General features: G+C 64.9%; 23 protein-coding genes. 14 read left to right on the forward strand and 9 right to left on the reverse strand.

Going from position 1 to position 19,513, the window contains the following annotated elements:
- Nucleotides 1-2: 2 nt before the first annotated feature.
- Both rpmB and trxB read right to left on the reverse strand, forming a co-directional pair.
- Complete coding sequence (gene rpmB / locus AAFF27_07000; protein ID XAH24934.1) at nt 3-236, reverse strand: 50S ribosomal protein L28; 234 nt, start codon at nt 234-236, stop codon at nt 3-5.
- A 255-nt stretch (nt 237-491) separates the two neighbouring features.
- Nucleotides 492-1,451 (reverse strand): thioredoxin-disulfide reductase, encoded by a 960-nt coding sequence (trxB, locus tag AAFF27_07005; protein XAH24935.1) that lies wholly within the window; start codon nt 1,449-1,451, stop codon nt 492-494.
- Nucleotides 1,452-1,633: 182 nt separating this feature from the next.
- On the opposite strand from trxB, the gene AAFF27_07010 reads away from it, so the two are divergent.
- The 3 genes from AAFF27_07010 (at nt 1,634) to lolA (ending at nt 5,413) form a co-directional block, all read left to right on the forward strand.
- Complete coding sequence (locus tag AAFF27_07010; GenBank protein ID XAH26176.1) at nt 1,634-2,335, forward strand: Crp/Fnr family transcriptional regulator; 702 nt, start codon at nt 1,634-1,636, stop codon at nt 2,333-2,335.
- 37 nt (nt 2,336-2,372) lie between these two features.
- Nucleotides 2,373-4,712: a DNA translocase FtsK 4TM domain-containing protein gene (locus tag AAFF27_07015; GenBank protein XAH24936.1), complete on the forward strand. Its 2,340-nt coding sequence runs from the start codon at nt 2,373-2,375 to the stop codon at nt 4,710-4,712.
- 65 nt (nt 4,713-4,777) lie between these two features.
- Complete coding sequence (gene lolA / locus AAFF27_07020) at nt 4,778-5,413, forward strand: outer membrane lipoprotein chaperone LolA (protein XAH26177.1); 636 nt, start codon at nt 4,778-4,780, stop codon at nt 5,411-5,413.
- Between the two features lie 81 nt (nt 5,414-5,494).
- Here the strand turns inward: lolA and AAFF27_07025 are convergent, their stop codons facing one another.
- The 4 genes from AAFF27_07025 to AAFF27_07040 form a co-directional block, all read right to left on the reverse strand.
- Nucleotides 5,495-6,130 carry a glutathione S-transferase gene (locus AAFF27_07025; protein ID XAH24937.1) on the reverse strand — a complete coding sequence of 212 codons (636 nt, stop codon included), beginning with the start codon at nt 6,128-6,130 and terminating at the stop codon, nt 5,495-5,497.
- Between the two features lie 31 nt (nt 6,131-6,161).
- Nucleotides 6,162-6,566: a polyhydroxyalkanoate granule-associated phasin gene (locus tag AAFF27_07030; protein XAH24938.1), complete on the reverse strand. Its 405-nt coding sequence runs from the start codon at nt 6,564-6,566 to the stop codon at nt 6,162-6,164.
- A 137-nt stretch (nt 6,567-6,703) separates the two neighbouring features.
- Nucleotides 6,704-7,162: a GNAT family N-acetyltransferase gene (locus AAFF27_07035; protein ID XAH24939.1), complete on the reverse strand. Its 459-nt coding sequence runs from the start codon at nt 7,160-7,162 to the stop codon at nt 6,704-6,706.
- Between the two features lie 43 nt (nt 7,163-7,205).
- Nucleotides 7,206-8,054: a hypothetical protein gene (locus tag AAFF27_07040; protein ID XAH24940.1), complete on the reverse strand. Its 849-nt coding sequence runs from the start codon at nt 8,052-8,054 to the stop codon at nt 7,206-7,208.
- 151 nt (nt 8,055-8,205) lie between these two features.
- Here AAFF27_07040 and AAFF27_07045 point away from each other — a divergent pair, with 151 nt between their 5' ends.
- The 5 genes from AAFF27_07045 to AAFF27_07065 all read left to right on the forward strand — a co-directional run bounded on the left by AAFF27_07045 (nt 8,206) and on the right by AAFF27_07065 (nt 13,561).
- Complete coding sequence (locus AAFF27_07045) at nt 8,206-9,498, forward strand: replication-associated recombination protein A (protein XAH24941.1); 1,293 nt, start codon at nt 8,206-8,208, stop codon at nt 9,496-9,498.
- Nucleotides 9,499-9,723: 225 nt separating this feature from the next.
- Nucleotides 9,724-10,653 carry a branched-chain amino acid ABC transporter permease gene (locus AAFF27_07050; GenBank protein ID XAH24942.1) on the forward strand — a complete coding sequence of 310 codons (930 nt, stop codon included), beginning with the start codon at nt 9,724-9,726 and terminating at the stop codon, nt 10,651-10,653.
- Nucleotides 10,654-10,666: 13 nt separating this feature from the next.
- Nucleotides 10,667-11,833 carry an ABC transporter ATP-binding protein gene (locus AAFF27_07055; GenBank protein XAH24943.1) on the forward strand — a complete coding sequence of 389 codons (1,167 nt, stop codon included), beginning with the start codon at nt 10,667-10,669 and terminating at the stop codon, nt 11,831-11,833.
- 18 nt (nt 11,834-11,851) lie between these two features.
- Nucleotides 11,852-12,622: an ABC transporter ATP-binding protein gene (locus AAFF27_07060; GenBank protein XAH24944.1), complete on the forward strand. Its 771-nt coding sequence runs from the start codon at nt 11,852-11,854 to the stop codon at nt 12,620-12,622.
- A gap of 177 nt (nt 12,623-12,799) precedes the next feature.
- Nucleotides 12,800-13,561 carry an ABC transporter ATP-binding protein gene (locus AAFF27_07065; protein ID XAH24945.1) on the forward strand — a complete coding sequence of 254 codons (762 nt, stop codon included), beginning with the start codon at nt 12,800-12,802 and terminating at the stop codon, nt 13,559-13,561.
- Between the two features lie 64 nt (nt 13,562-13,625).
- Here AAFF27_07065 and AAFF27_07070 read toward each other — a convergent pair whose 3' ends face one another.
- On the reverse strand, nt 13,626-14,234 hold the full coding sequence (locus AAFF27_07070; GenBank protein XAH24946.1) for a porin family protein: 609 nt from the start codon (nt 14,232-14,234) through the stop codon (nt 13,626-13,628).
- Nucleotides 14,235-14,486: 252 nt separating this feature from the next.
- Between AAFF27_07070 and AAFF27_07075 the strand changes: the two genes are divergently transcribed.
- Together AAFF27_07075 and AAFF27_07080 are read left to right on the forward strand one after the other, a co-directional pair.
- Nucleotides 14,487-15,134: a DUF47 domain-containing protein gene (locus tag AAFF27_07075; protein XAH24947.1), complete on the forward strand. Its 648-nt coding sequence runs from the start codon at nt 14,487-14,489 to the stop codon at nt 15,132-15,134.
- 19 nt (nt 15,135-15,153) lie between these two features.
- Nucleotides 15,154-16,164, forward strand: a complete 1,011-nt coding sequence (locus tag AAFF27_07080; GenBank protein XAH24948.1) for an inorganic phosphate transporter — start codon at nt 15,154-15,156, stop codon at nt 16,162-16,164.
- A gap of 57 nt (nt 16,165-16,221) precedes the next feature.
- On the opposite strand, the gene AAFF27_07085 is transcribed toward AAFF27_07080, so the two are convergent.
- Nucleotides 16,222-16,668, reverse strand: coding sequence for a hypothetical protein (locus AAFF27_07085; GenBank protein ID XAH24949.1), 447 nt, complete (start codon nt 16,666-16,668; stop codon nt 16,222-16,224).
- Between the two features lie 28 nt (nt 16,669-16,696).
- The gene (locus AAFF27_07090; GenBank protein XAH24950.1) at nt 16,697-17,221 is read right to left on the reverse strand and encodes an N-acetyltransferase family protein; all 525 of its coding nucleotides are present in this window, start codon (nt 17,219-17,221) and stop codon (nt 16,697-16,699) included.
- Nucleotides 17,222-17,346: 125 nt separating this feature from the next.
- On the opposite strand from AAFF27_07090, the gene rpsP reads away from it, so the two are divergent.
- The 4 genes from rpsP to rplS all read left to right on the forward strand — a co-directional run bounded on the left by rpsP (nt 17,347) and on the right by rplS (nt 19,457).
- On the forward strand, nt 17,347-17,628 hold the full coding sequence (gene rpsP / locus AAFF27_07095; GenBank protein XAH24951.1) for a 30S ribosomal protein S16: 282 nt from the start codon (nt 17,347-17,349) through the stop codon (nt 17,626-17,628).
- 43 nt (nt 17,629-17,671) lie between these two features.
- A complete protein-coding gene (rimM, locus tag AAFF27_07100; protein ID XAH24952.1) occupies nt 17,672-18,235 on the forward strand; it encodes a ribosome maturation factor RimM in 564 nt (187 codons plus the stop codon).
- 14 nt (nt 18,236-18,249) lie between these two features.
- The gene (gene trmD / locus AAFF27_07105) at nt 18,250-18,954 is read left to right on the forward strand and encodes a tRNA (guanosine(37)-N1)-methyltransferase TrmD (protein XAH24953.1); all 705 of its coding nucleotides are present in this window, start codon (nt 18,250-18,252) and stop codon (nt 18,952-18,954) included.
- Between the two features lie 110 nt (nt 18,955-19,064).
- Nucleotides 19,065-19,457: a 50S ribosomal protein L19 gene (gene rplS, locus AAFF27_07110; GenBank protein XAH24954.1), complete on the forward strand. Its 393-nt coding sequence runs from the start codon at nt 19,065-19,067 to the stop codon at nt 19,455-19,457.
- Nucleotides 19,458-19,513: the final 56 nt, after the last annotated feature.

Below are 19,513 nucleotides of genomic sequence, written 5' to 3' on the forward strand. Positions count from 1 at the left end.
TATTACGCTTGGCCGCGTGCGCGCAGGTCGGCGAGCACGGAGTCGATACCATTTTTGTCGATCAGGCGCAGGCCTGCGTTGCTGATGCGCAGACGCACCCAACGGTTTTCGGTCTCGACCCAGAAACGGCGGTATTGCAGGTTCGGCAGGAACCGGCGCTTGGTTTTGTTGTTGGCGTGGGAAACATTGTTCCCGACCATCGGGCCCTTGCCCGTGACTTCACATACGCGTGCCATGAGGACACTCCGATACTTAAAACGGCTGCCACAGAGAGTGTGGGAGCCTCACCTCGCCAGGAATGGGTGGCGGTAACCCGGGTTTACCGGAAAGCGCCCGGCACAAGGTGCACCGGTCAAATTCAGCAAAGCCAAAGAGTATAGCTCATCCCCAGGCTCCGCACTTCGTGTCTTCGCCAACCCCCGTCTGGGGGCGGGCGGGCCGCTTCGGGCGGCCGGGCGCAGCGGCCCTTGGGGAAGAGAAGGGCCGGGCGGCTAGATCTTGCCTTCTTGATCCAGGAAGCGCTGTGCATCCAGGGCGGCCATGCAGCCGGTGCCGGCGCTGGTGATGGCCTGGCGGTAGATGTGGTCCTGCACGTCGCCGGCGGCGAAGACGCCGGGCACGCTGGTCATGGTGGCAAAGCCTTGCAGGCCGGACTTGGTGACGATGTAGCCGTCCTTCATGTCCAACTGGCCCTGGAAGATGTCGGTGTTGGGCTGGTGGCCGATGGCGATGAAGCAGCCCTTGAGCGCCAGGTCTTCGGTGGCGCTGCCGTCTGCCTGCTTCAGGCGTACGCCGGTAACGCCGCTCTGGTCGCCCAGCACTTCGTCCAGCACCTGGTGCGTCTTCAGCACCATCTTGCCGGCGGCGACTTTCTCGGCCACCTTGTCGAGCAGGATGGGCTCGGCGCGGAATTTGTCGCGGCGGTGCACCAGGTAGACCTTGCTGGCGATGTTGGAGAGGTAGAGCGCTTCTTCCACGGCGGTGTTGCCGCCGCCGACCACGCAGACTTCCTGCTCGCGGTAGAAGAAGCCGTCACAGGTGGCGCAGCCCGAGACGCCGCGGCCCATGAATTCCTGCTCCGACGGCAGGCCCAGGTACTTGGCCGAGGCGCCGGTGGCGATGATCAGGGTGTCGCAGGTGTAGCTGCCGCTGTCGCCGGTGAGGGTGAAGGGGCGCTGGCTGAAGTCGACCTTGTTGATGTGGTCGAACACGATCTTGGTCTTGAAGCGTTCGGCGTGCTCTTGGAAGCGCTGCATCAGCTCCGGGCCCTGCACGCCCATGACATCGGCTGGCCAGTTGTCGACCTCAGTGGTAGTCATCAGCTGGCCACCCTGAGCCATGCCGGTGACCAGCACGGGATCGAGATTGGCACGGGCCGCGTAGACTGCCGCCGTATAGCCGGCGGGGCCGGAGCCGAGGATGAGAACTTTGGCGTGCTGGGATGTGGACATGGTAAAAGTCGGGGGAAACAACAGATGGACTGCAGGTCTTGTGCCTGCTCCGGGGTGGTGTGCTTGGCTGCTCGGCGCACCGAGTATGGCGCTGTAGGCGCCGCCGCGCCGCGTGGGTTTTCAATCGCCACGATTGTAAGAAGCGATGAATGCAGGTGGTCTACAACAAGGGTGAGCGAATCATGTCGATGGTGTCCGATCTGGAGCTGTTGTGCCGGGTGCCGCTGTTTGCCCTGCTCACGGGTGAACAGGCGCAGTTTCTTGCAAGTGCGGTGTCCAAGCGGCGTTTCAAGCGCGGCGAGGTGCTGGTCGAAGGCGGCCAGCGGTCCGACGCCTTGTATGTGCTGGTCTCCGGGCGGGCCCGGGTGGTGTCGGCCGATGCGCGCGGCCGCGAGGTCATCTACGCCACGTTGCGCTCTGGCGATCCGGTGGGCGAAATGAGCCTGATCGACGGTCAGCCGCATTCGGCCACGGTGCGCGCGGAAATCCAGACCGATGCGCTGGTGTTGGACCGTGCCGCCTTTCTGCGCTGCCTGCCGCCCGAGGGTTCGGTGGGGCACGTGGTGATGCACGGGCTGGTGCGGCGCCTGCGCCAGGCCGACCGCACCATCGAGTCGCTGGCGCTGATGGATGTCTATGGCCGCGTGGCGCGCGTGCTGCTCGACGCGGCGGTGCCCGAAGGGGGCGGGGACGGCGGCCTGGTCTGCGAGAAGATCTCGCGCCAGGACTTGGCCAAGATGGTCGGCGCATCGCGCGAGATGGTCAGCCGCGTGATGAAAGATCTGGAAGAACGGGGCTTCATCGAGGTCAAGGAGGACGGCTCCATGCTCGTGCATGAAGGGGCCGCGCCGCCCGCCGAGCCCACTCCCGTGGATGCTGTGTAACCAAGAGTGCTTGGAGTAAGCTCGACGCGCTTGCCCTATGACCTACTCTCTCAATACCTTGAACAACAGTGCTGCCGGCAAGGGGCAGCAGAAGACCGCAACTGGCGGCTTCATGCATGAACTGGCGCTGATCGTCGGCCTGATCGGGCTGATGTTCTGGCTGATCGCCATCCTCAGCTATTCAGCGCAGGACCCGGCCTGGTCCACCACTGGTGCGATCGGCGCGCGGGTGGCCAACTGGGGCGGCCGTATCGGCGCCATCGTGGCCGACAGCAGCTACTTTTTGCTTGGCTACTCCGTCTGGTGGTGCCTGGCGGCGGGCGTGCGTGCCTGGCTGGCGTCGCTGGCGCGCTGGATGCGCGGCGGCGATGCGGTCGAGCCCAAGTCCTGGGACTCCAGCCGCATCGCTTTCTGGGTGGGCCTGGTGGTGCTGTTGTGCGCCAGTACGGCATTGGAGTGGTCGCGCCTGTACCGCTTTGAAGACCGGCTGCCTGGCGGGCACAGCGGCGGCGTGCTGGGCTTTGTCACCGGGCCGGCCAGCGTGAAATGGCTGGGCTTTACCGGTTCGGGCCTGCTGTGCATCGCCTTCGTGGTGTTTGGCGTGGCGCTGGTGTTCCGCTTTTCCTGGGGGCATGTGGCCGAGCGTCTTGGTGGCTGGCTCTATGCGCTGGTCGAAACCCGGCGCGAGAAGCGCGAGATCGCTGAGGACAAGGCCGCTGGCAAGCGTGCTGCCCGCGAGCGCGAAGTGGTGCTGCAGGAGGAGCGGGTGGAGATCGACCACCAGCCGCTGCCGGTCAAGATGCCAACGGCGGTGGAGCCAGTGCTGCGCGAGGTGCCCGTAAGCGAGCGCGTGGTGAAGGAGCGCCAGAAGCCGCTGTTCACCGAGTTGCCCGACAGCAAGCTGCCGCAGGTCGACCTGCTCGACGGCGCGCAGCAGCACCGCGAGACCGTGTCGCCCGAGACGCTGGAGATGACCAGCCGCCTGATCGAGAAGAAGCTGAAGGACTTCGGCGTGCAGGTGCATGTGATTGCGGCCTCGCCTGGCCCGGTGGTCACGCGCTACGAGATCGAGCCCGCCACTGGCGTGAAGGGCTCGCAGATTGTGGGCCTGGCCAAGGACTTGGCGCGCTCGCTGTCGCTGGTGTCGATCCGCGTGGTCGAGACCATTCCCGGCAAGAACTACATGGCGCTGGAGCTGCCCAACGCCAAGCGCCAGACCATCAAGCTCAGCGAAATCCTGGGCTCGCAGGTCTACCACGAAGGCAAGTCCATGCTGACCATGGGCCTGGGCAAGGACATCATCGGCAACCCGGTAGTGGCCGACCTGGCCAAGATGCCACACGTGCTGGTGGCCGGCACCACCGGCTCGGGCAAGTCGGTCGGGATCAACGCCATGATCCTGTCGCTGCTCTACAAGGCCGAGGCGCGCGACGTGCGCCTGCTCATGATCGATCCCAAGATGCTGGAAATGTCGGTCTACGAAGGCATTCCGCACCTGCTGGCGCCGGTGGTCACCGACATGAAGCAGGCGGCCCACGGCCTGAATTGGTGTGTGGCAGAGATGGAGCGCCGCTACAAGCTGATGAGCAAGCTCGGCGTGCGCAACCTGGCCGGCTACAACGTCAAGATCGACGACGCCAAGGCGCGCGAGGAATTCATCTACAACCCCTTCAGCCTGACGCCCGACAGCCCCGAGCCGCTGGAGCGCCTGCCGCACATCGTGGTGGTGATCGACGAGTTGGCCGACCTGATGATGGTGGTCGGCAAGAAGATCGAAGAACTCATTGCCCGCCTGGCGCAGAAGGCGCGCGCCGCCGGCATCCACCTGATCCTGGCCACCCAGCGCCCCAGCGTGGACGTGATCACCGGCCTGATCAAGGCCAACATCCCGACCCGCATCGCCTTCCAGGTCAGCAGCAAGATCGACAGCCGCACCATCCTCGACCAGATGGGCGCCGAGGCGCTGCTGGGCATGGGTGACATGCTCTACATGGCCAGCGGCACCGGCCTGCCGGTTCGTGTGCACGGCGCGTTCGTGAGCGATGAAGAAGTGCATCGCGTTGTCAGTTATTTGAAAGAGCAGGGCGGCGAGCCCAACTACATCGAGGGCGTGCTCGAAGGCGGCACCGTCGACGGCGACAGCACCGATTACCCCGGCAGCGACGGTGGCGATGCAGAGAAAGACCCGATGTACGACCAGGCCGTGGAAGTGGTGCTCAAGAACCGCAAGGCCAGCATTTCGCTGGTGCAGCGCCACCTGAAGATCGGTTACAACCGCGCCGCGCGGCTGGTCGAAGATATGGAAAAAGCCGGCATGGTCAGTGCCATGAATGGTGCTGGCCAGCGCGACATCCTGGTCCCTACGCGGGACGAATAAGCGCGGCCCAAGGGGCCGCCCCGAAAGCCTTTTGCATGACCCTGCACCTCCGCCGCCGCGCGCTTCTGCTGCGCACTTCGATTGCTATTGCTTTTGTAGCTATAGGCCAAGGCCCTGCCTGGGCTGATGGCCTGTCCAGCCTTGAAGGCTTCATGCGCGGCGCGCAAAGCGGCCGGGCTGACTTCACCCAGACCGTGACCGCACCGGCGCGCACCGGCGAGGCCGCGCGCAGCAAGACCTCGACCGGCACCTTTGAATTCCAGCGGCCGAACCGCTTCAGGTTTGTCTACACCAAGCCTTTTGCGCAGACCCTGGTGGCCGACGGCAAGACGCTCTGGATGTACGACGTGGACCTGAACCAGGTCACCGCGCGTCAGCAATCGCAAGTGCTGGGCTCCACGCCCGCGGCGCTGATTGCGTCGGCGCCCAACCTGCAGGCGCTGGAGAAGGATTTCACCCTGCAGGCCGAGCCCGACCGCGACGGCCTGCAATGGGTCACCGCCACGCCCAAGAGCCGTGACGGCCAATTGCAGAACGTGCGCGTGGGCTTCAAGAACGACCAACTGGCTGCGCTCGACATCCTCGACAGCTTTGGCCAGCGCTCGGTGCTGAGCTTCAGCAACCTGCAGTCCAACTTGGCGCTGCCCGCCAGCACCTTCGACTTCAAGCCGCCTGCGGGCACGGACGTGATCCGCCAGTGATGTGGCGGGCCTAAGCTCTATTTTTTATAGCTAGAAGCCCAGGCCCCGCCTGGGCTAGAGGCCTATTTGGCTTGAATTCTGTCAGCCGGGCTGGATCACGGTGCCCGGCCCGTGCGGCGCAGCCCGGAATGCCGGCAGCGCCTCGGCCTGCGCCGAGAGCGCGCACAGGCCGGGATAGCGCGCCGCCTCCACTTGCCCCGGCACCATCTGCTGCGCGAAATGCCAGGCCACGGCCGTGCTGATGGTGGCCTGGTCCGGGGTTGCGAGCGGGGCGCCATGGGCATGGGCCAACCCCGCTTCGAGCGCATCGAAGGCCGCCTGCAACTGCCCGGTCACGCGCGTCAGCCAGGGCTGGTGCAGCTTCTCTGCCGGTCGCAGCTCATGCTCGTAGACGATCTGCACGCTCTTCTCGCAGGCCGCCAGCGCCAGACCGATGCACCGCAGCGCATGCTGGCGCGCGGTGATGTCGGTGGGCATCAGGCTCTTGGCCGGCGCGGCCAGTGCCTCGGCGTAGTCCAGGATCAGGCTGGAGTCCATCAGTACCTCGCCGTCATCGCAGACCAGGGTTGGCGCCTTCACCACGGGGTTGATCTGCTGGAACTCTGCAAAGCTGCGAAACACCGAGAGCGATTGGTGCTCGAAGCGCAGGCCCAGCAACTGCAGTGATATGGCGACGCGGCGCACATAAGGGGAGTCGAGCATTCCTACGAGTTGCATGGTCCTTTTTTCCTGCAAGTTGGGGGATTTGTCAGCGCGTGCGCGCCAGCCGCTTGGCGTTGGCCACGGCCCGGCGCCGGATGGGGGTGAGTCCCTGGTTCAGCACGCCCAGGGTGGCGCCCTGCATCTGCTGGGCGGCGCGCGCCATCGAAGGCATGCCGCCACCCATCCAGGGCGACCAGCAGGCGCGTGCCATGGACATGGCCATCTCCTGCTGCGCCCGCAGCATCTGCAGGCCCATGGCATTCCAGGATTCGGTGAAGGCGGCCACCTTCTCTGCGCCCATCAGGTGGAATTCCTTCTGGTCGCGTGCGGTCGGCTGCGGGCCGGCAGCGGCCATGCGGGCCATGCGATGGGCCACGACCTGGGGCGAGGCCATGGCAATCTCGGCGATCTGGGCGGCGACGTGGCGGCCTCGGCGTGTGGAACTGGACATGTTTTTCTCCTGGGCGGCGTGGTCTGGGACGGCCGACCGTCTGGTCCTGGCGGGGCCTTGCGAGTCGAATTAAGGGAAAACCCTTAATCTCGCGGGTGCAGCCTACTCCGCATTTGGGTGGCCAGGTGCTTCAAATGTCATATTTCGGGCGCGGGCTTGTGCATGAACACGCTCAGCGGGTCATCCGCATAGTCGCCGAACGGCCCGCTGCGGCTGTAGCCGCTGCGCTCGTAAAAACGGATCGCCGCAGCCTGGCGCACCCCGGTTTCGAGCCGGAGCAGGCGGCAACTCTTGGCCGCCGCCTGGGCTTCGAGGAAGCCCAGCAAGGCCTCGGCAATGCCCTGGCCCCGCTGTGCGGGACGCACGAACATGCGCTTGATCTCGCCGTAGTCCGCATTCAAGACCACCGCCGCGCAGCCGATGGCATTGCCCGCCGGGCCGCGTGCGACGGCAAACAGCACATTGGGCTGGCTCAGCGCCGCCATGTCGATGCCGTGGTGGCTTTCTGGCGGGTACAAGGGCCGCTGGTAGGCGTCGAGTTCATCGATGAGACGAATGATCTCCGGCTGGTTGGGGTGTTCCAGGGCGATGGGCATGAGTAGGACTGCAGTGGTGTGGACGTCGGGGAGGGGCATCCACTCAGCATGGCGTGGCCTGAAAGGTCACGTCAGCCATCCGAAATAGTCCGTTGAGCAAATTGGTCGTGACCCGAGCCCTATTGAGCGCAATGTCTGCAAGGAAGGTGATCGCCATGCCGAGATAGGCAAAGTAGGCGAAGCCTACGTAATCCCCGAAGAAGATGGTGTGCAGCCAGTTTTGGTTGAACAGATAGAAATAGCCGACCAGCGCGGCTGCTCCCAGCAATACGAGGCTGGGCAATGCCAACTGGAGGCCCGCTCGCTGACGCAGCACGGTGGTGAGGCCGAGGAGCCCGAACACAATGGCGTTGGCCCCTGTGAAGATTCGAAACTCGCGCGTAAGGGACTCGGCTACCTCCATGTATTTGGTGCGGATGAATACGGCCAAGCGCGCGTTGAGGCTTGCAATTTCGGTGCCTTTGCCATCGACGATACCTGTCATCGTCTTGTCGATGGCTTTTCTGCATGTGCAGTCGGCGTTCCGCATCTCGGCGGCGGTTGCGGCAACCCTCAGATGCAGATCGGGCAGGAGTTGGCGTTTCTGCCCGTCAATCTCAGACGTACTGTTTTCCGACATGCGTCGCCGCGCAAGATCTATGAGTTTGCTGTTCCCCAGGGGGGCGAGCTTCTCACCTACCCTGCGTTCGACTTCGAAGAGCATTACCTCGCGAGCGGCAGATTCGGCAAAGGTCGGGTGGACATACGAGAGAATGAACACAGATCCGAACAGCAGCAGGCCAACGAAGCTTAGGGTGAGGGCGAATGTACGCATACCGATGCAATGCAGCTTGACGGCGGAATACATGCTGTGAGCTATCCCGCCCAACAGTGCCGAGCCGGTGCCGGACATGTGGAGGGGCGCATGGGGCCGACGGAAGCCTGCTGAGATTTGAAAGACCGAATTCTCATTGGAGTAGGCAGTTCTGGGGGCGCCGCTCGTCCATTTCTCCACCACCGCTGCGCCGCGCTATAACCCCCCGATGGCGAAGACTCCTGCGGCAATGGCCGCACCCCCCCACCAGCCGCTGGCCGAACGCCTGCGGCCCAAGACCTTGGGCGACGTGATCGGCCAGCAGCACCTGCTGGGCGAGGGCATGCCGCTGCGCATTGCCTTTGAATCCGGCCGGCCGCATTCCTGCATCCTCTGGGGCCCGCCCGGCGTGGGCAAGACGACGATTGCGCGGCTGATGGCCGACGCCTTCGATGCGCAGTTCATCAGCATCAGCGCGGTGCTGGGCGGCGTGAAGGACATCCGCGAGGCGGTGGAGAAGGCGCTGATCGCGCGCGACGGGCTGATGGCGCAGAGCACCATCGTCTTCGTGGATGAGGTGCACCGCTTCAACAAGAGCCAGCAGGATGCCTTCTTGCCGCATGTGGAATCGGGCCTGTTCACCTTCATTGGTGCGACCACCGAGAACCCGTCCTTCGAGGTCAATTCGGCGTTGCTGTCGCGTGCCGCGGTCTATGTGCTGCAGCCCTTGTCGGAAGATGATCTGCGGCAGATCGTGCTGCGCGCTCAGGCCATTCAAGCGGTGCCTGCCATCGAGAAGGTGGCGGAAGACCGGCTGATTGCCTACGCCGATGGCGATGCGCGCCGGCTACTCAACACGCTGGAGACCTTGTCGGTAGCCGCCGCCAGCGAGCAGCGCGACCCGATCGACGATGCCTGGCTGCTGCGCGTGCTGGGCGAGCGCATGCGTCGCTACGACAAGGGCGGCGAGCAGTTCTACGACACCATCAGCGCGCTGCACAAGTCGGTGCGCGGCAGCGATCCGGACGCGTCGCTGTACTGGTTCGTGCGCATGCTCGACGGCGGCGCAGACCCGCGCTACATGGCGCGGCGCCTGGTGCGCATGGCCAGCGAAGACATTGGCCTGGCCGACCCGCGCGCGCTGCGCCTGGCGCTGGACGCGTCCGAGGTCTATGAGCGCCTGGGCACGCCAGAGGGCGAGCTGGCGCTGGCGCAATGCGTGGTCTACCTGGCCATGGCACCCAAGAGCAACGCCGTCTACAAGGCCTACAACGCGGCCCGCGCCTTTGTAAAGCAGGACGGTACGCGGCCCGTGCCCATGCACCTGCGCAATGCGCCAACCAAGCTCATGAAGGAGCTGGACTACGGCAAGGGCTACCGCTACGCGCATGACGAGGAGGGCGGCTTCGCGGCTGGCGAGCGCTACCTGCCCGAGGGCATGGCGGCGCCTGGTTTCTATGAGCCGGTGGAGCGTGGCCTGGAGATTCGCATCGCCGAAAAACTGCGCGAGCTGCGGCGCCGCAACGACGGCACGGGCGAGTGACTCCATGCCGGCGCGCACCCGCCGCGCAGGGAAAACCCCAGACGCAAGTGCTTGCGGACCACGGGGGGGCTGTGCCTAGAATGCCTGCGACAAACCCGCCCTTCGATGCGCCTGGCGGGTTTTTTGCTAGTACCTAGAAGATGCGCATCCGGGCCGGCAGGGGTCTAGCTCCGCGGTTGCGAAATCCAGGGTGGGGTGCGCGCTCACCAATGGAGTAAGCACGCTATGGAAATTTTGCTGCAGCAGATCATCAATGGTCTGGTTCTCGGCAGCATGTATGCCCTTGTAGCCCTTGGTTACACCATGGTGTACGGCATCATCAACCTCATCAATTTCGCGCACGGCGAGGTGCTCATGGTGGGCGCGCTCACCAGCTGGACCATCATCGGTTTGATGCAGGATGCCATGCCCTCGGCGCCGGGCTGGCTGGTGCTGATAGTGGCCATGCTGATCGCCTGCGTGGTGGCGGCAGCGCTCAATTTCACGATAGAGAAGCTCGCCTACCGGCCGCTGCGCGGCGCGCCCAAGCTGGCCACGCTGATCACCGCGATCGGCATGTCCATCCTGCTGCAGACGCTGGCGATGATCATCTGGAAGCCCAACTACAAGGTCTATCCTGCGTTGCTGCCAACGGAGCCGTTTCACATTGGCGGCGCCGTCATCACGCCCACGCAGGTGATGATCCTGGGGCTGACGGCGGTATCGCTCGCGGTGCTGATGTGGGTGGTGCACTTCACCCGCCTGGGCCGCGCCATGCGGGCCACGGCCGAGAACCCGCGCGTGGCGGCGCTGATGGGCGTACGGCCTGACGTGGTGATCTCTTCCACCTTCATCATCGGTGCCATCCTGGCGGCGATTGCCGGCGTGATGTACGCGGCCAATTACGGCACGGCGCAGCACACCATGGGTTTTCTGCCGGGGCTCAAGGCCTTTACCGCCGCGGTGTTTGGCGGCATCGGCAACCTGGGCGGGGCGGTGCTGGGCGGCATCTTGTTGGGCTTGATCGAGTCCATAGGCGCGGGCTACATCGGCCCGCTCACCGGCGGCTTGCTGGGCAGCCAGTACACCGACATCTTTGCCTTCGTGGTGCTGATCGTGATCCTCACGCTGCGGCCTTCGGGGCTGCTGGGCGAGCGCGTGGCAGACCGCGCCTGAAAGGAGCCACACCATGGATTTCCAAGACAAGAAAACCCGCGTAACCGCCTGGGTGCTGGGCGCCATCGTGCTGCTGGTGCTGCCGCATGTGCTGCAGTACTTCGGCAATGCCTGGGTGCGCATTGCCGACGTGGCCTTGCTTTACGTGATGCTGGCGCTGGGCCTGAACATCGTGGTGGGCTATGCCGGCCTGCTGGACCTGGGCTATGTCGCGTTCTACGCAGTGGGCGCCTATCTGTTCGGCCTGCTGGCCTCGCCGCAGCTCACCGACAACTTCCAGGCCCTGGCCACCATGTTCCCCGGTGGCTTGCACATCTCGGTATGGCTGGTGATACCGCTGGCCGCGCTGGTGGCGGCCATAGCCGGCGCCTTGCTGGGCGCGCCCACGCTTAAGCTGCGCGGCGACTACCTGGCCATCGTCACGCTCGGTTTTGGCGAGATCGTGCGCATCTTCCTCAACAACCTGGACCATCCCGTCAACCTGACCAACGGCCCCAAGGGCCTGGGGCAGATCGATTCGATCGAGCTGTTCGGCCTGAACCTGGGCAAGCGGCTGACCATTGGCGACTACGACATCTCCTCGGTCACGCTGTACTACTACCTGTTCTTGTTTTTGGTGCTGGTGAGCATCGTGATTTGCGCGCGGCTGGCGGATTCACGCGTTGGCCGCGCCTGGATGGCGATCCGTGAGGACGAGATCGCCGCCAAGGCCATGGGCATCAACACCCGCAACATGAAGCTGCTGGCCTTTGCCATGGGCGCCTCTTTTGGCGGTGTGTCTGGCGCCATGTTCGGGGCCTTCCAGGGCTTTGTCTCGCCCGAGTCCTTCAGCCTGATGGAGTCGGTGATGATCGTCGCCATGGTGGTGCTGGGCGGCATCGGCCACCTGCCCGGCGTGGTGCTGGGCGCGGTGCTGCTGGCGGCGCTGCCCGAGGTGCTGCGCTATGTCGCCAGCCCGCTGCAGCAGATGACCGACGGCCGGCTGGATGCCTCGATACTGCGGCAGTTGCTGATCGCGCTGGCCATGATCATCATCATGCTGCTGCGGCCGCGCGGCCTGTGGCCCGCGCCCGACCACGGCAAGGTGTTGAAGAAAGTGCCGGAGCCGCCCGGTGGTACGCACACGCCTGCAGACGAGCTGCCCGGCGCCGCCTCGCGGCCCATGTCGATCAATCCCTGAGTGCCCGAGGTTCAACGCATGGCAGACACCATTCTTGAGGTGCGCGGCATCTCCAAGCGCTTCGGCGGGCTGCAGGCCTTGTCGGACGTGGGCATCACCATTGAGCGCGGTCAGGTCTACGGCCTGATCGGGCCCAACGGCGCGGGCAAGACCACCTTCTTCAACGTCATCACCGGGCTCTACACGCCCGACAGCGGCAGCTTCCAGCTCAATGGCAAGCCCTACCGGCCCACGGCGGTGCACGAGGTGGCGCGCGCCGGCATTGCGCGCACCTTCCAGAACATCCGCCTGTTTGCCGACATGACCGCGTTGGAGAACGTCATGGTGGGCCGCCATACCCGCACCGGCTCGGGCCTGTTCGGTGCCATATTTCGAACGCGCAGCTTCAAGGCGGAAGAGGCAGCCATCCGCAAGCGCGCACGGGAGCTGCTCGACTACGTGGGCATCAGCCGCTACGCCGACTACAAGGCACGCACCTTGGCCTATGGCGACCAGCGCCGGCTGGAGATCGCGCGCGCCCTGGCCACCGATCCGCAGTTGATCGCGCTCGACGAGCCCGCCGCCGGCATGAACGCGACCGAGAAGGTGCAATTGCGCGAGCTGATCGACCGCATCCGCCGCGACGACCGCACGATCCTGCTGATCGAGCACGACGTGAAGCTGGTCATGGGCTTATGCGACCGCGTGACCGTGCTCGACTACGGCAAGCAGATTGCCGAGGGCACACCGGCCGACGTGCAGAAGAACGAAAAGGTGATCGAGGCCTATCTCGGCACCGGAGGGCACTGATGCCCACCCCCAGGCTTCGCGCACTTCGTGTCGCTGCGCCAACCCCCTGCGAGGGGGCACATCCAGCGGCCCGGCAAAGCCGGTTCCGCGGATGTCTGCGCATGGCCTGCTCCGCGGCCTTCTGTGCTGGTCGATTTCGTGCGATGCAGGTAGCGCTCATCGCTATGGAGAGCTGAGATGACGACAACTATTTCCACCACGCCCGCCGATACGGCCACCGCGCAACGCAAGATGCTGCTGCAGGTCAAGGGCCTGCAGGTGTCCTACGGTGGCATCCAGGCGGTCAAGGGCGTTGACTTCGAGGTGCGCGAGGGCGAGTTGGTGTCCTTGATCGGCTCCAACGGCGCGGGCAAGACCACCACCATGAAGGCCATCACCGGTTCGTTGCCACTGGCCGCCGGTGAGATCGACTACCTGGGCGCCAGCATCCGCGGCAAGGGCGCCTGGGACCTGGTGGCGCAGGGCCTGGCCATGGTGCCGGAGGGGCGTGGCGTGTTCGCCCGCATGACCATCGTCGAGAACCTGCAGATGGGCGCCTACATCCGGCGCGACAAGGCCGAGATCGCAGGCGACATCGAGCGCGTGTTCACCACCTTCCCGCGCCTGAAAGAGCGGCGCGACCAGCTCGCCGGCACCATGAGCGGCGGCGAGCAGCAAATGCTGGCCATGGGCCGCGCGCTGATGAGCCGGCCGCGCGTGCTGCTGCTGGACGAGCCCTCCATGGGGCTGTCGCCCATCATGGTCGACAAGATCTTCGAGGTGATCTCTGACGTGTCGCGCCAGGGCATGACGGTGCTGCTGGTCGAGCAGAACGCCAGCCGTGCGCTGCAGATCGCCGACCGTGCCTACGTGATGGAGTCCGGCCTGATCACCATGAGCGGCGGTGGCCGCGAAATGCTGCACGACCCCAAGGTGCGCGCGGCCTATCTCGGGGAGTAGCTGGAGGCGAGGCCCAAGAAAACGCAGCCGGTGGCTGCGTTTTTCATTGGGGCTTGGCGTGGGATCAGTAGTGGTACTGCAGGCCCACCGTCACGGCGCGTACCGAGTCGCGGCCGCTGGCGAAGTGGAAGTCGTTGTTGTTCCACTCGACCACGCCGGCCCACTGCGGCGTGAACTTGTAGCTGGCGCCAACACCATAGGACAGGCCAAAACCATGGTCCTTGCCGTCGTTGATGCCGCTGTCCAGGGCGGCTGAGGTGCGTGTCCAGCCGTAGGTGGTGCCCAGCTTGCCGTAGACGCCAAAGCGCTCACCCAGCGGCGCCTTGCCCACCAGGCTCAGGTTCAGGCCCTGGGCCCGTGTGCTGCCGCCGGCGCGGTCGATGCTGCCGGTATTCAGGTAGCCCAGTTCCATACCGAAGTTGGGGTTGAACATGGCACCGGTGTAGATGCTGCCCGTCGTGCCCTTGCTGTCGAAGTTGTAGCCGCCCGAGCCACCGTCAAGGTCGTACTTGGAGCGGCCGACGTTCAGGCCGACATAGCCGTCGGTCATGCCGGGGATGAAGGAGTTACCGGTGGTCGTGCTGCTGCCGTAGGTCTGGGCCTGGGCGCCGAAGGCGGCCAGCGCCGCGGCGGTGGCCAGCAGGCTGCGGGAGAGTAGGCGATTGGTGCGCATGAAAAAATCCTCTGGATCAGGCAAACGGAATGCAGCATCTTTCTGGGGTGCTGCTGTGTACCAATCTAGGGATTCACCCTGGGCGACTCTGTAGGACGCGGCCTACGTTGCGTTTCGCTTCGTACGTATAAGTTCGGATGCGTCTGTGTACGGGATGTGTAGCTCCGGCGGCGTCTCCCGGCGCCCGCAGGTACACTCGCGCCTTTCGCGCCGGGCCGCCTCCGGCCCCGTTGAGATCCGTTTGGAGAGGCCATGCTGTTTGGCAAGCTGCTGCCCCGTGAGGGCAATTTTTTCGAGATGTTCAACCAGCATGCCGAGCGCATCGTGGAGGCCGCGCATGCGTTCGCCCTGCTGGTGGCCAACTACAACGACGTACACCTGCGCCAGAAGTACAACCAGGAAGTCGACAACGCCGAGCGCGCCGCCGATCGCGTGACGCACGAGGTCAATCGCGCCATCCACAAGACCTTCATCACGCCGATCGACCGCGAGCAGATCCACTCGCTGATCAACACCATGGACGACGTGGCTGACCTGATCCAGGACTCGGCCGAGACCATGGCGCTGTACGACGTGCGCCACATGACGGACGAGATCACCCGCCTGACCGACCTCAGCGTGAAATGCTGCGAGCGCCTGCAGGACGCCGTCAAGCTGCTGGCCAAGATCAGCGACCCGAAGACGGCCGAGGCCGCGCTCAAGACCTGCGAAGAGATCGACCGCCTCGAATCCGACGCTGACCGCGTCATGCGCTCGGCCATGAGCAAGCTGTTCCGCGAAGAGCCGGACGTGCGCGAGGTGATCAAGCTCAAGGCCATCTACGAGCTGCTGGAAACCATCACCGACAAGTGCGAGGACGTCGCCAACCTGATCGAGGGCATCGTCCTCGAAAACTCGTAGTCACGCGGGGTTGACCGGCATGGCAACGGTGCAGACGGCGTTCTGGGTCATCGCGCTCCTGGTGGCGATGGCGCTGATTTTCGATTTCATGAACGGCTTTCACGACGCGGCGAATTCCATCGCCACCGTCGTCTCCACCGGCGTGCTCAAGCCCGGGCAGGCGGTGGTGTTCGCGGCCTTCTTCAACCTGGCGGCGGTGTTCGTGTTTCACCTGGGCGTGGCCGCCACGGTGGGCAAGGGCATCGCGCATCCTGACGTGGTGGATGTCCACGTGGTGTTTGGCGCGCTCTCGGGCGCCATCACCTGGAACTTGATCACCTGGTACTACGGCATTCCCAGCAGCTCCTCGCATGCGCTGGTGGGCGGCATTGTCGGCGCCGTGATCGCCAAGGCCGGCACCGGCGCGCTGGTGGCCTCGGGCATCTGGCGCACTGTGCTGTTCATCTTCGTCTCGCCGCTGCTGGGCTTTGTGCTGGGCTCGCTGATGATGGTGCTGGTCGCCTGGATCTGCCGCAAGGCAACGCCCTCGCGGGTGGATCGATGGTTCCGCCGGCTGCAGCTGGTTTCGGCCGGCGCCTACAGCCTGGGCCACGGCGGCAACGACGCGCAAAAGACCATCGGCATCATCTGGATGCTGTTGATTGCCACGGGCTACGGTGCCGCGACCGACGCGGCCCCGCCCACCTGGACCATCGTCTGCTGCTATACCGCCATTGCGTTTGGCACCATGTTTGGCGGCTGGCGCATCGTCAAGACCATGGGGCAGAAGATCACCAAGTTGAAGCCCGTTGGCGGTTTCTGTGCTGAAACCGGCGGTGCGCTGACCTTGTTCATGGCCACCGTGATGGGCGTGCCGGTGTCTACCACCCACACCATCACCGGCGCCATCGTTGGCGTTGGCTCCACCCAGCGCGCCAGCGCCGTGCGCTGGGGCGTGGCGGGCAACATCGTCTGGGCCTGGATTCTGACCATCCCGGCGGCGGCCTTCGTGGCGGCCATCGGCTACTGGGTCAGTCTGCAGTTGTTCTGATTGGTGCTATAAAATATATAGCTAATAGCCGGCGCCCAGTAAGCGCTTCAGCCTGATTTACTGCGAAATCTTGCGCGCTTCTTCTATCTGGTACTGGAAGAAGTGCTCAAAGCTGTAGGCCAGGGTGGCCATCAGCACGGCGGTGCCAATCATCAGCGCACTGCCGATGGCAAAGATCGTGGCCCAGCGCGTGCGGCCCGGTGCTGCATCCAGCGCGGCCTGCGGGTTGAAGCGGGCATTCCACTTCTCTGGCGTCATCAGCCCATAGACGATGGCCGTCAGCGCGCAGCCGGCAATGGTGAAGCCAAACAGCGGGATCAGTACCCAGCTCCATTGGTCGTCAATGCCGTTCTGCTTGACCCGCTCGATGCCGTAGAGCCCAAGCGCGGTCGGGATCGGCAGCAGCCAGCCCAGTAGATCGCCAAAGCCGCGCAGGTAGAACCGGTGCAGCCCGAGCGGGCCACCGAGAAAGGTCAGCCAGGCGGCCAGGGTCTTGCTTTTCATGGGGTGGGCCAAAGAGGGTGAGGGGGTGTCAGGCAGGAGGGCTGCTATCGCCGGCGCCCAGCGGGCGTTGCATCAACACCACATCGAGCCAGCGGTCGAACTTCCAGCCGCAGGATTGAAACACACCCGTCGATGTGAAGCCCGCCGCCTTGTGCAGCCCAATGGACGCGAGGTTGTCCGCGCCGCCGATCACCGCGATCATCTGGCGCACGCCCGCGGCTTCGGCGGCGGTAGTGAGGGCGTCCAGCAGGCGCCGGCCGTGGCCGCCGCCAGTGGCGTCGTGGGCCAGGTAGATCGAGTTCTCCGCTGAGAAACGGTAGGCCGGGCGCGGCTTGAACCAGTTGCAATAGGCATAGCCGATCACCTTGCCGTGGCCGTCCTCGGCCACCAGCCAGGGCAGGCCGCGGGCCAGCACGTCGGCGCGGCGTGCGGCCATGTCCTCGACCGTGGGCGGCTCGGTCTCGAAGGTGCAGGTGCTGTGCAGAACGTAGTGGGCGTAGATCGCGGCAATGGCTGCAAGGTCGCTGTCTTGGGCGGGGCGTATAGGCGTCATGGTAGGAAAAGATATAATCAGCGGCTTTGCTGCGTGTCGCTGGCCGGGTGGCCATGTCGCGTGTCTCAACGTCGCAAAACCGAAACGGGGTGCTTTTGTCCCGTTTCCCACCCGAAGGATAAATCATGGTCGTCATTCGACTCTCCCGCGGCGGCTCCAAGGGCCGTCCGTTCTTCAACATCGTGGTTGCCGACAAGCGCACCCGCCGCGACGGTCGTTTCATCGAGCGTCTGGGCTTCTACAACCCGACCGCCAAGGGCGGCGAAGAAGGCCTGCGCATTGCCCAGGACCGTCTGTCCTACTGGACCGGCGTTGGCGCCCAGGCTTCCCCCACGGTCGAGCGTCTGATCCGTCAAGCCGCCAAGGCTGTGCCGGCTGCCGCTGCAGAAGCTGCTGTCGCTGCTTAAGGTGGCTGCGCCTGCGCCATCCGGTGCGGGCGATGCTCGCGCCATGCTGACCGGCCTCGAATCTGTCGAGCTGCCGGCCGATGCGATCGAAATCGGCCGCATCGTCGGCGCATGGGGCATCAAGGGCTGGTTCCGTGTCCTGCCCTACAGCGCCGACCCCGAGGCGCTTTTTTCTTCCAAGCGCTGGTTCCTGCAGCCGGCCGAGCGAGGTGCAAAAACCTTCTCCGGCACGCTGAAGCTCTCCATCCAGGAGGCGAAGGAGCATTCCGACTCCGTCGTTGCCAGTGCCAAAGATATTCCCGACCGCAATGCCGCCGAAGCCCTCAAGGGCGCGCGCGTGTTCATTCCGCGTTCGAGCTTCCCGACCGCCGCCACAGACGAGTACTACTGGGTCGACCTGATCGGCCTGGACGTGGTCAACCGCGAAGGCGTAGCGCTTGGCCAGGTGCGTGAGCTGCTGTCCACTGGCCCGCAAACGGTGCTGGTGCTGGCCTACGAGGCCGAGGGCAAGCCGCAGGAACGCATGATTCCGTTCGTTTCTGCCTTTGTCGATGGCGTGGATCTGCCGGGCCGTCGCATTACGGTCGACTGGCAGCCAGACTACTGATGGCGGACGGCGCCATGCGCTTCGACGTCATCACCCTGTTCCCCGAGCTTTTTGCGCCCTTCCTCGCGAGTGGCGTGACGCGCCGCGCCTACGAGAGCGGCCAGGTCGCGGTGCGGCTGTGGAACCCGCGCGACTACGCCCAGGGCAACTACCGCCGTGTCGACGACCGTCCCTTTGGTGGCGGCCCGGGCATGGTGATGCTGGCCGAGCCGCTGGCGCGCTGCCTGGAGGCGATCCGCGCCGACCGGGCCGAGGCGGTGCCGGCGCCGCTGGTGCTTTTTTCCCCCATTGGCACGCGCATCGACCATGCCGCGGTCGAGGGCTGGTCGGCCAGCGCCGGTGCGGTGCTGCTCTGTGGCCGCTACGAGGGGGTTGACCAGCGCTTCATCGATGCTTTTGTCGATCTGCAGCTGAGCCTGGGCGACTTCGTGTTGTCCGGTGGCGAGATCCCCGCCATGGCCTTGCTCGATGCCGTGGCCCGGCTGCAACCCGGCGTGTTGAACGATGCGGGCAGCCACCAGCTCGACAGTTTCAACCCCGCGCTCGATGGCCTGCTGGATTGCCCGCACTACACCCGGCCCGAGTCCTGGCAGGGGCGGGAAGTGCCCGCCGTGCTGTTGTCGGGCGACCACGCCAAGATCGAGCGCTGGCGTGGCGAGCAGCGCCTTGCGCTCACTGCGCAGCACCGTCCTGATCTGCTGCCGGCAAAAAAGCTATAATGCTGGGTTCCCGATCCTCTACCTGGCCGCGGTAGGTGGGCTTGGTGCCTCTGGTGCCGCCCCTACACCGCCTTTAGTGCAGCGCAGGCAAGATCGACATACAGGAAATCATGAGCAACCTCATCCAGATCCTCGAGCAGGAAGAAATCGCCCGCCTGGGCCGTCCGATCCCCGCGTTTGCCCCCGGCGACACGGTTGTCGTCAGCGTCAACGTCGTTGAAGGCACCCGCAAGCGTACCCAGGCCTTCGAAGGCGTGGTCATCGCCAAGCGCAACCGTGGCCTCAACAGCGGCTTCATCGTGCGCAAGATCTCCAGCGGCGAAGGCGTGGAGCGTACGTTCCAAACCTACAGCCCGCTGATCGCCAGCATCGAAGTCAAGCGCCGTGGTGACGTCCGCCGCGCCAAGCTGTACTACCTGCGTGACCGCAGCGGCAAGTCGGCACGTATCAAGGAAAAGCTGCCAGCTCGCAAGAAGCCAGCAGTCGCACCGACCGCTGCTTGATCGACGCGAAGCGCTTCGCTTCTGCCTCAGCCGCTGCCGCCTTTGCGCCAGCGGCT

It is taken from the genome of Xylophilus sp. GW821-FHT01B05, from assembly GCA_038961845.1.
Classification (GTDB): domain Bacteria; phylum Pseudomonadota; class Gammaproteobacteria; order Burkholderiales; family Burkholderiaceae_C; genus Xylophilus.

Bases quoted from the DNA above. Each gene is read 5' to 3' on its own strand.
- AAFF27_07085 (XAH24949.1), bottom strand. From the start codon at position 16,668: ATGAAAAGCAAGACCCTGGCCGCCTGGCTGACCTTTCTCGGTGGCCCG.
- AAFF27_07015 (XAH24936.1), top strand. From the start codon at position 2,373: ATGACCTACTCTCTCAATACCTTGAACAACAGTGCTGCCGGCAAGGGG.
- trxB (XAH24935.1), bottom strand. From the start codon at position 1,451: ATGTCCACATCCCAGCACGCCAAAGTTCTCATCCTCGGCTCCGGCCCC.
- rimM (XAH24952.1), top strand. From the start codon at position 17,672: ATGCTGACCGGCCTCGAATCTGTCGAGCTGCCGGCCGATGCGATCGAA.
- AAFF27_07025 (XAH24937.1), bottom strand. From the start codon at position 6,130: ATGCAACTCGTAGGAATGCTCGACTCCCCTTATGTGCGCCGCGTCGCC.
- AAFF27_07045 (XAH24941.1), top strand. From the start codon at position 8,206: ATGGCCGCACCCCCCCACCAGCCGCTGGCCGAACGCCTGCGGCCCAAG.
- rpsP (XAH24951.1), top strand. From the start codon at position 17,347: ATGGTCGTCATTCGACTCTCCCGCGGCGGCTCCAAGGGCCGTCCGTTC.
- AAFF27_07055 (XAH24943.1), top strand. From the start codon at position 10,667: ATGGATTTCCAAGACAAGAAAACCCGCGTAACCGCCTGGGTGCTGGGC.
- AAFF27_07040 (XAH24940.1), bottom strand. From the start codon at position 8,054: ATGTCCGGCACCGGCTCGGCACTGTTGGGCGGGATAGCTCACAGCATG.
- AAFF27_07080 (XAH24948.1), top strand. From the start codon at position 15,154: ATGGCAACGGTGCAGACGGCGTTCTGGGTCATCGCGCTCCTGGTGGCG.
- AAFF27_07050 (XAH24942.1), top strand. From the start codon at position 9,724: ATGGAAATTTTGCTGCAGCAGATCATCAATGGTCTGGTTCTCGGCAGC.
- trmD (XAH24953.1), top strand. From the start codon at position 18,250: ATGCGCTTCGACGTCATCACCCTGTTCCCCGAGCTTTTTGCGCCCTTC.
- rplS (XAH24954.1), top strand. From the start codon at position 19,065: ATGAGCAACCTCATCCAGATCCTCGAGCAGGAAGAAATCGCCCGCCTG.
- AAFF27_07065 (XAH24945.1), top strand. From the start codon at position 12,800: ATGACGACAACTATTTCCACCACGCCCGCCGATACGGCCACCGCGCAA.
- AAFF27_07060 (XAH24944.1), top strand. From the start codon at position 11,852: ATGGCAGACACCATTCTTGAGGTGCGCGGCATCTCCAAGCGCTTCGGC.
- AAFF27_07070 (XAH24946.1), bottom strand. From the start codon at position 14,234: ATGCGCACCAATCGCCTACTCTCCCGCAGCCTGCTGGCCACCGCCGCG.
- AAFF27_07075 (XAH24947.1), top strand. From the start codon at position 14,487: ATGCTGTTTGGCAAGCTGCTGCCCCGTGAGGGCAATTTTTTCGAGATG.
- rpmB (XAH24934.1), bottom strand. From the start codon at position 236: ATGGCACGCGTATGTGAAGTCACGGGCAAGGGCCCGATGGTCGGGAAC.
- AAFF27_07030 (XAH24938.1), bottom strand. From the start codon at position 6,566: ATGTCCAGTTCCACACGCCGAGGCCGCCACGTCGCCGCCCAGATCGCC.
- AAFF27_07010 (XAH26176.1), top strand. From the start codon at position 1,634: ATGTCGATGGTGTCCGATCTGGAGCTGTTGTGCCGGGTGCCGCTGTTT.
- AAFF27_07035 (XAH24939.1), bottom strand. From the start codon at position 7,162: ATGCCCATCGCCCTGGAACACCCCAACCAGCCGGAGATCATTCGTCTC.
- AAFF27_07090 (XAH24950.1), bottom strand. From the start codon at position 17,221: ATGACGCCTATACGCCCCGCCCAAGACAGCGACCTTGCAGCCATTGCC.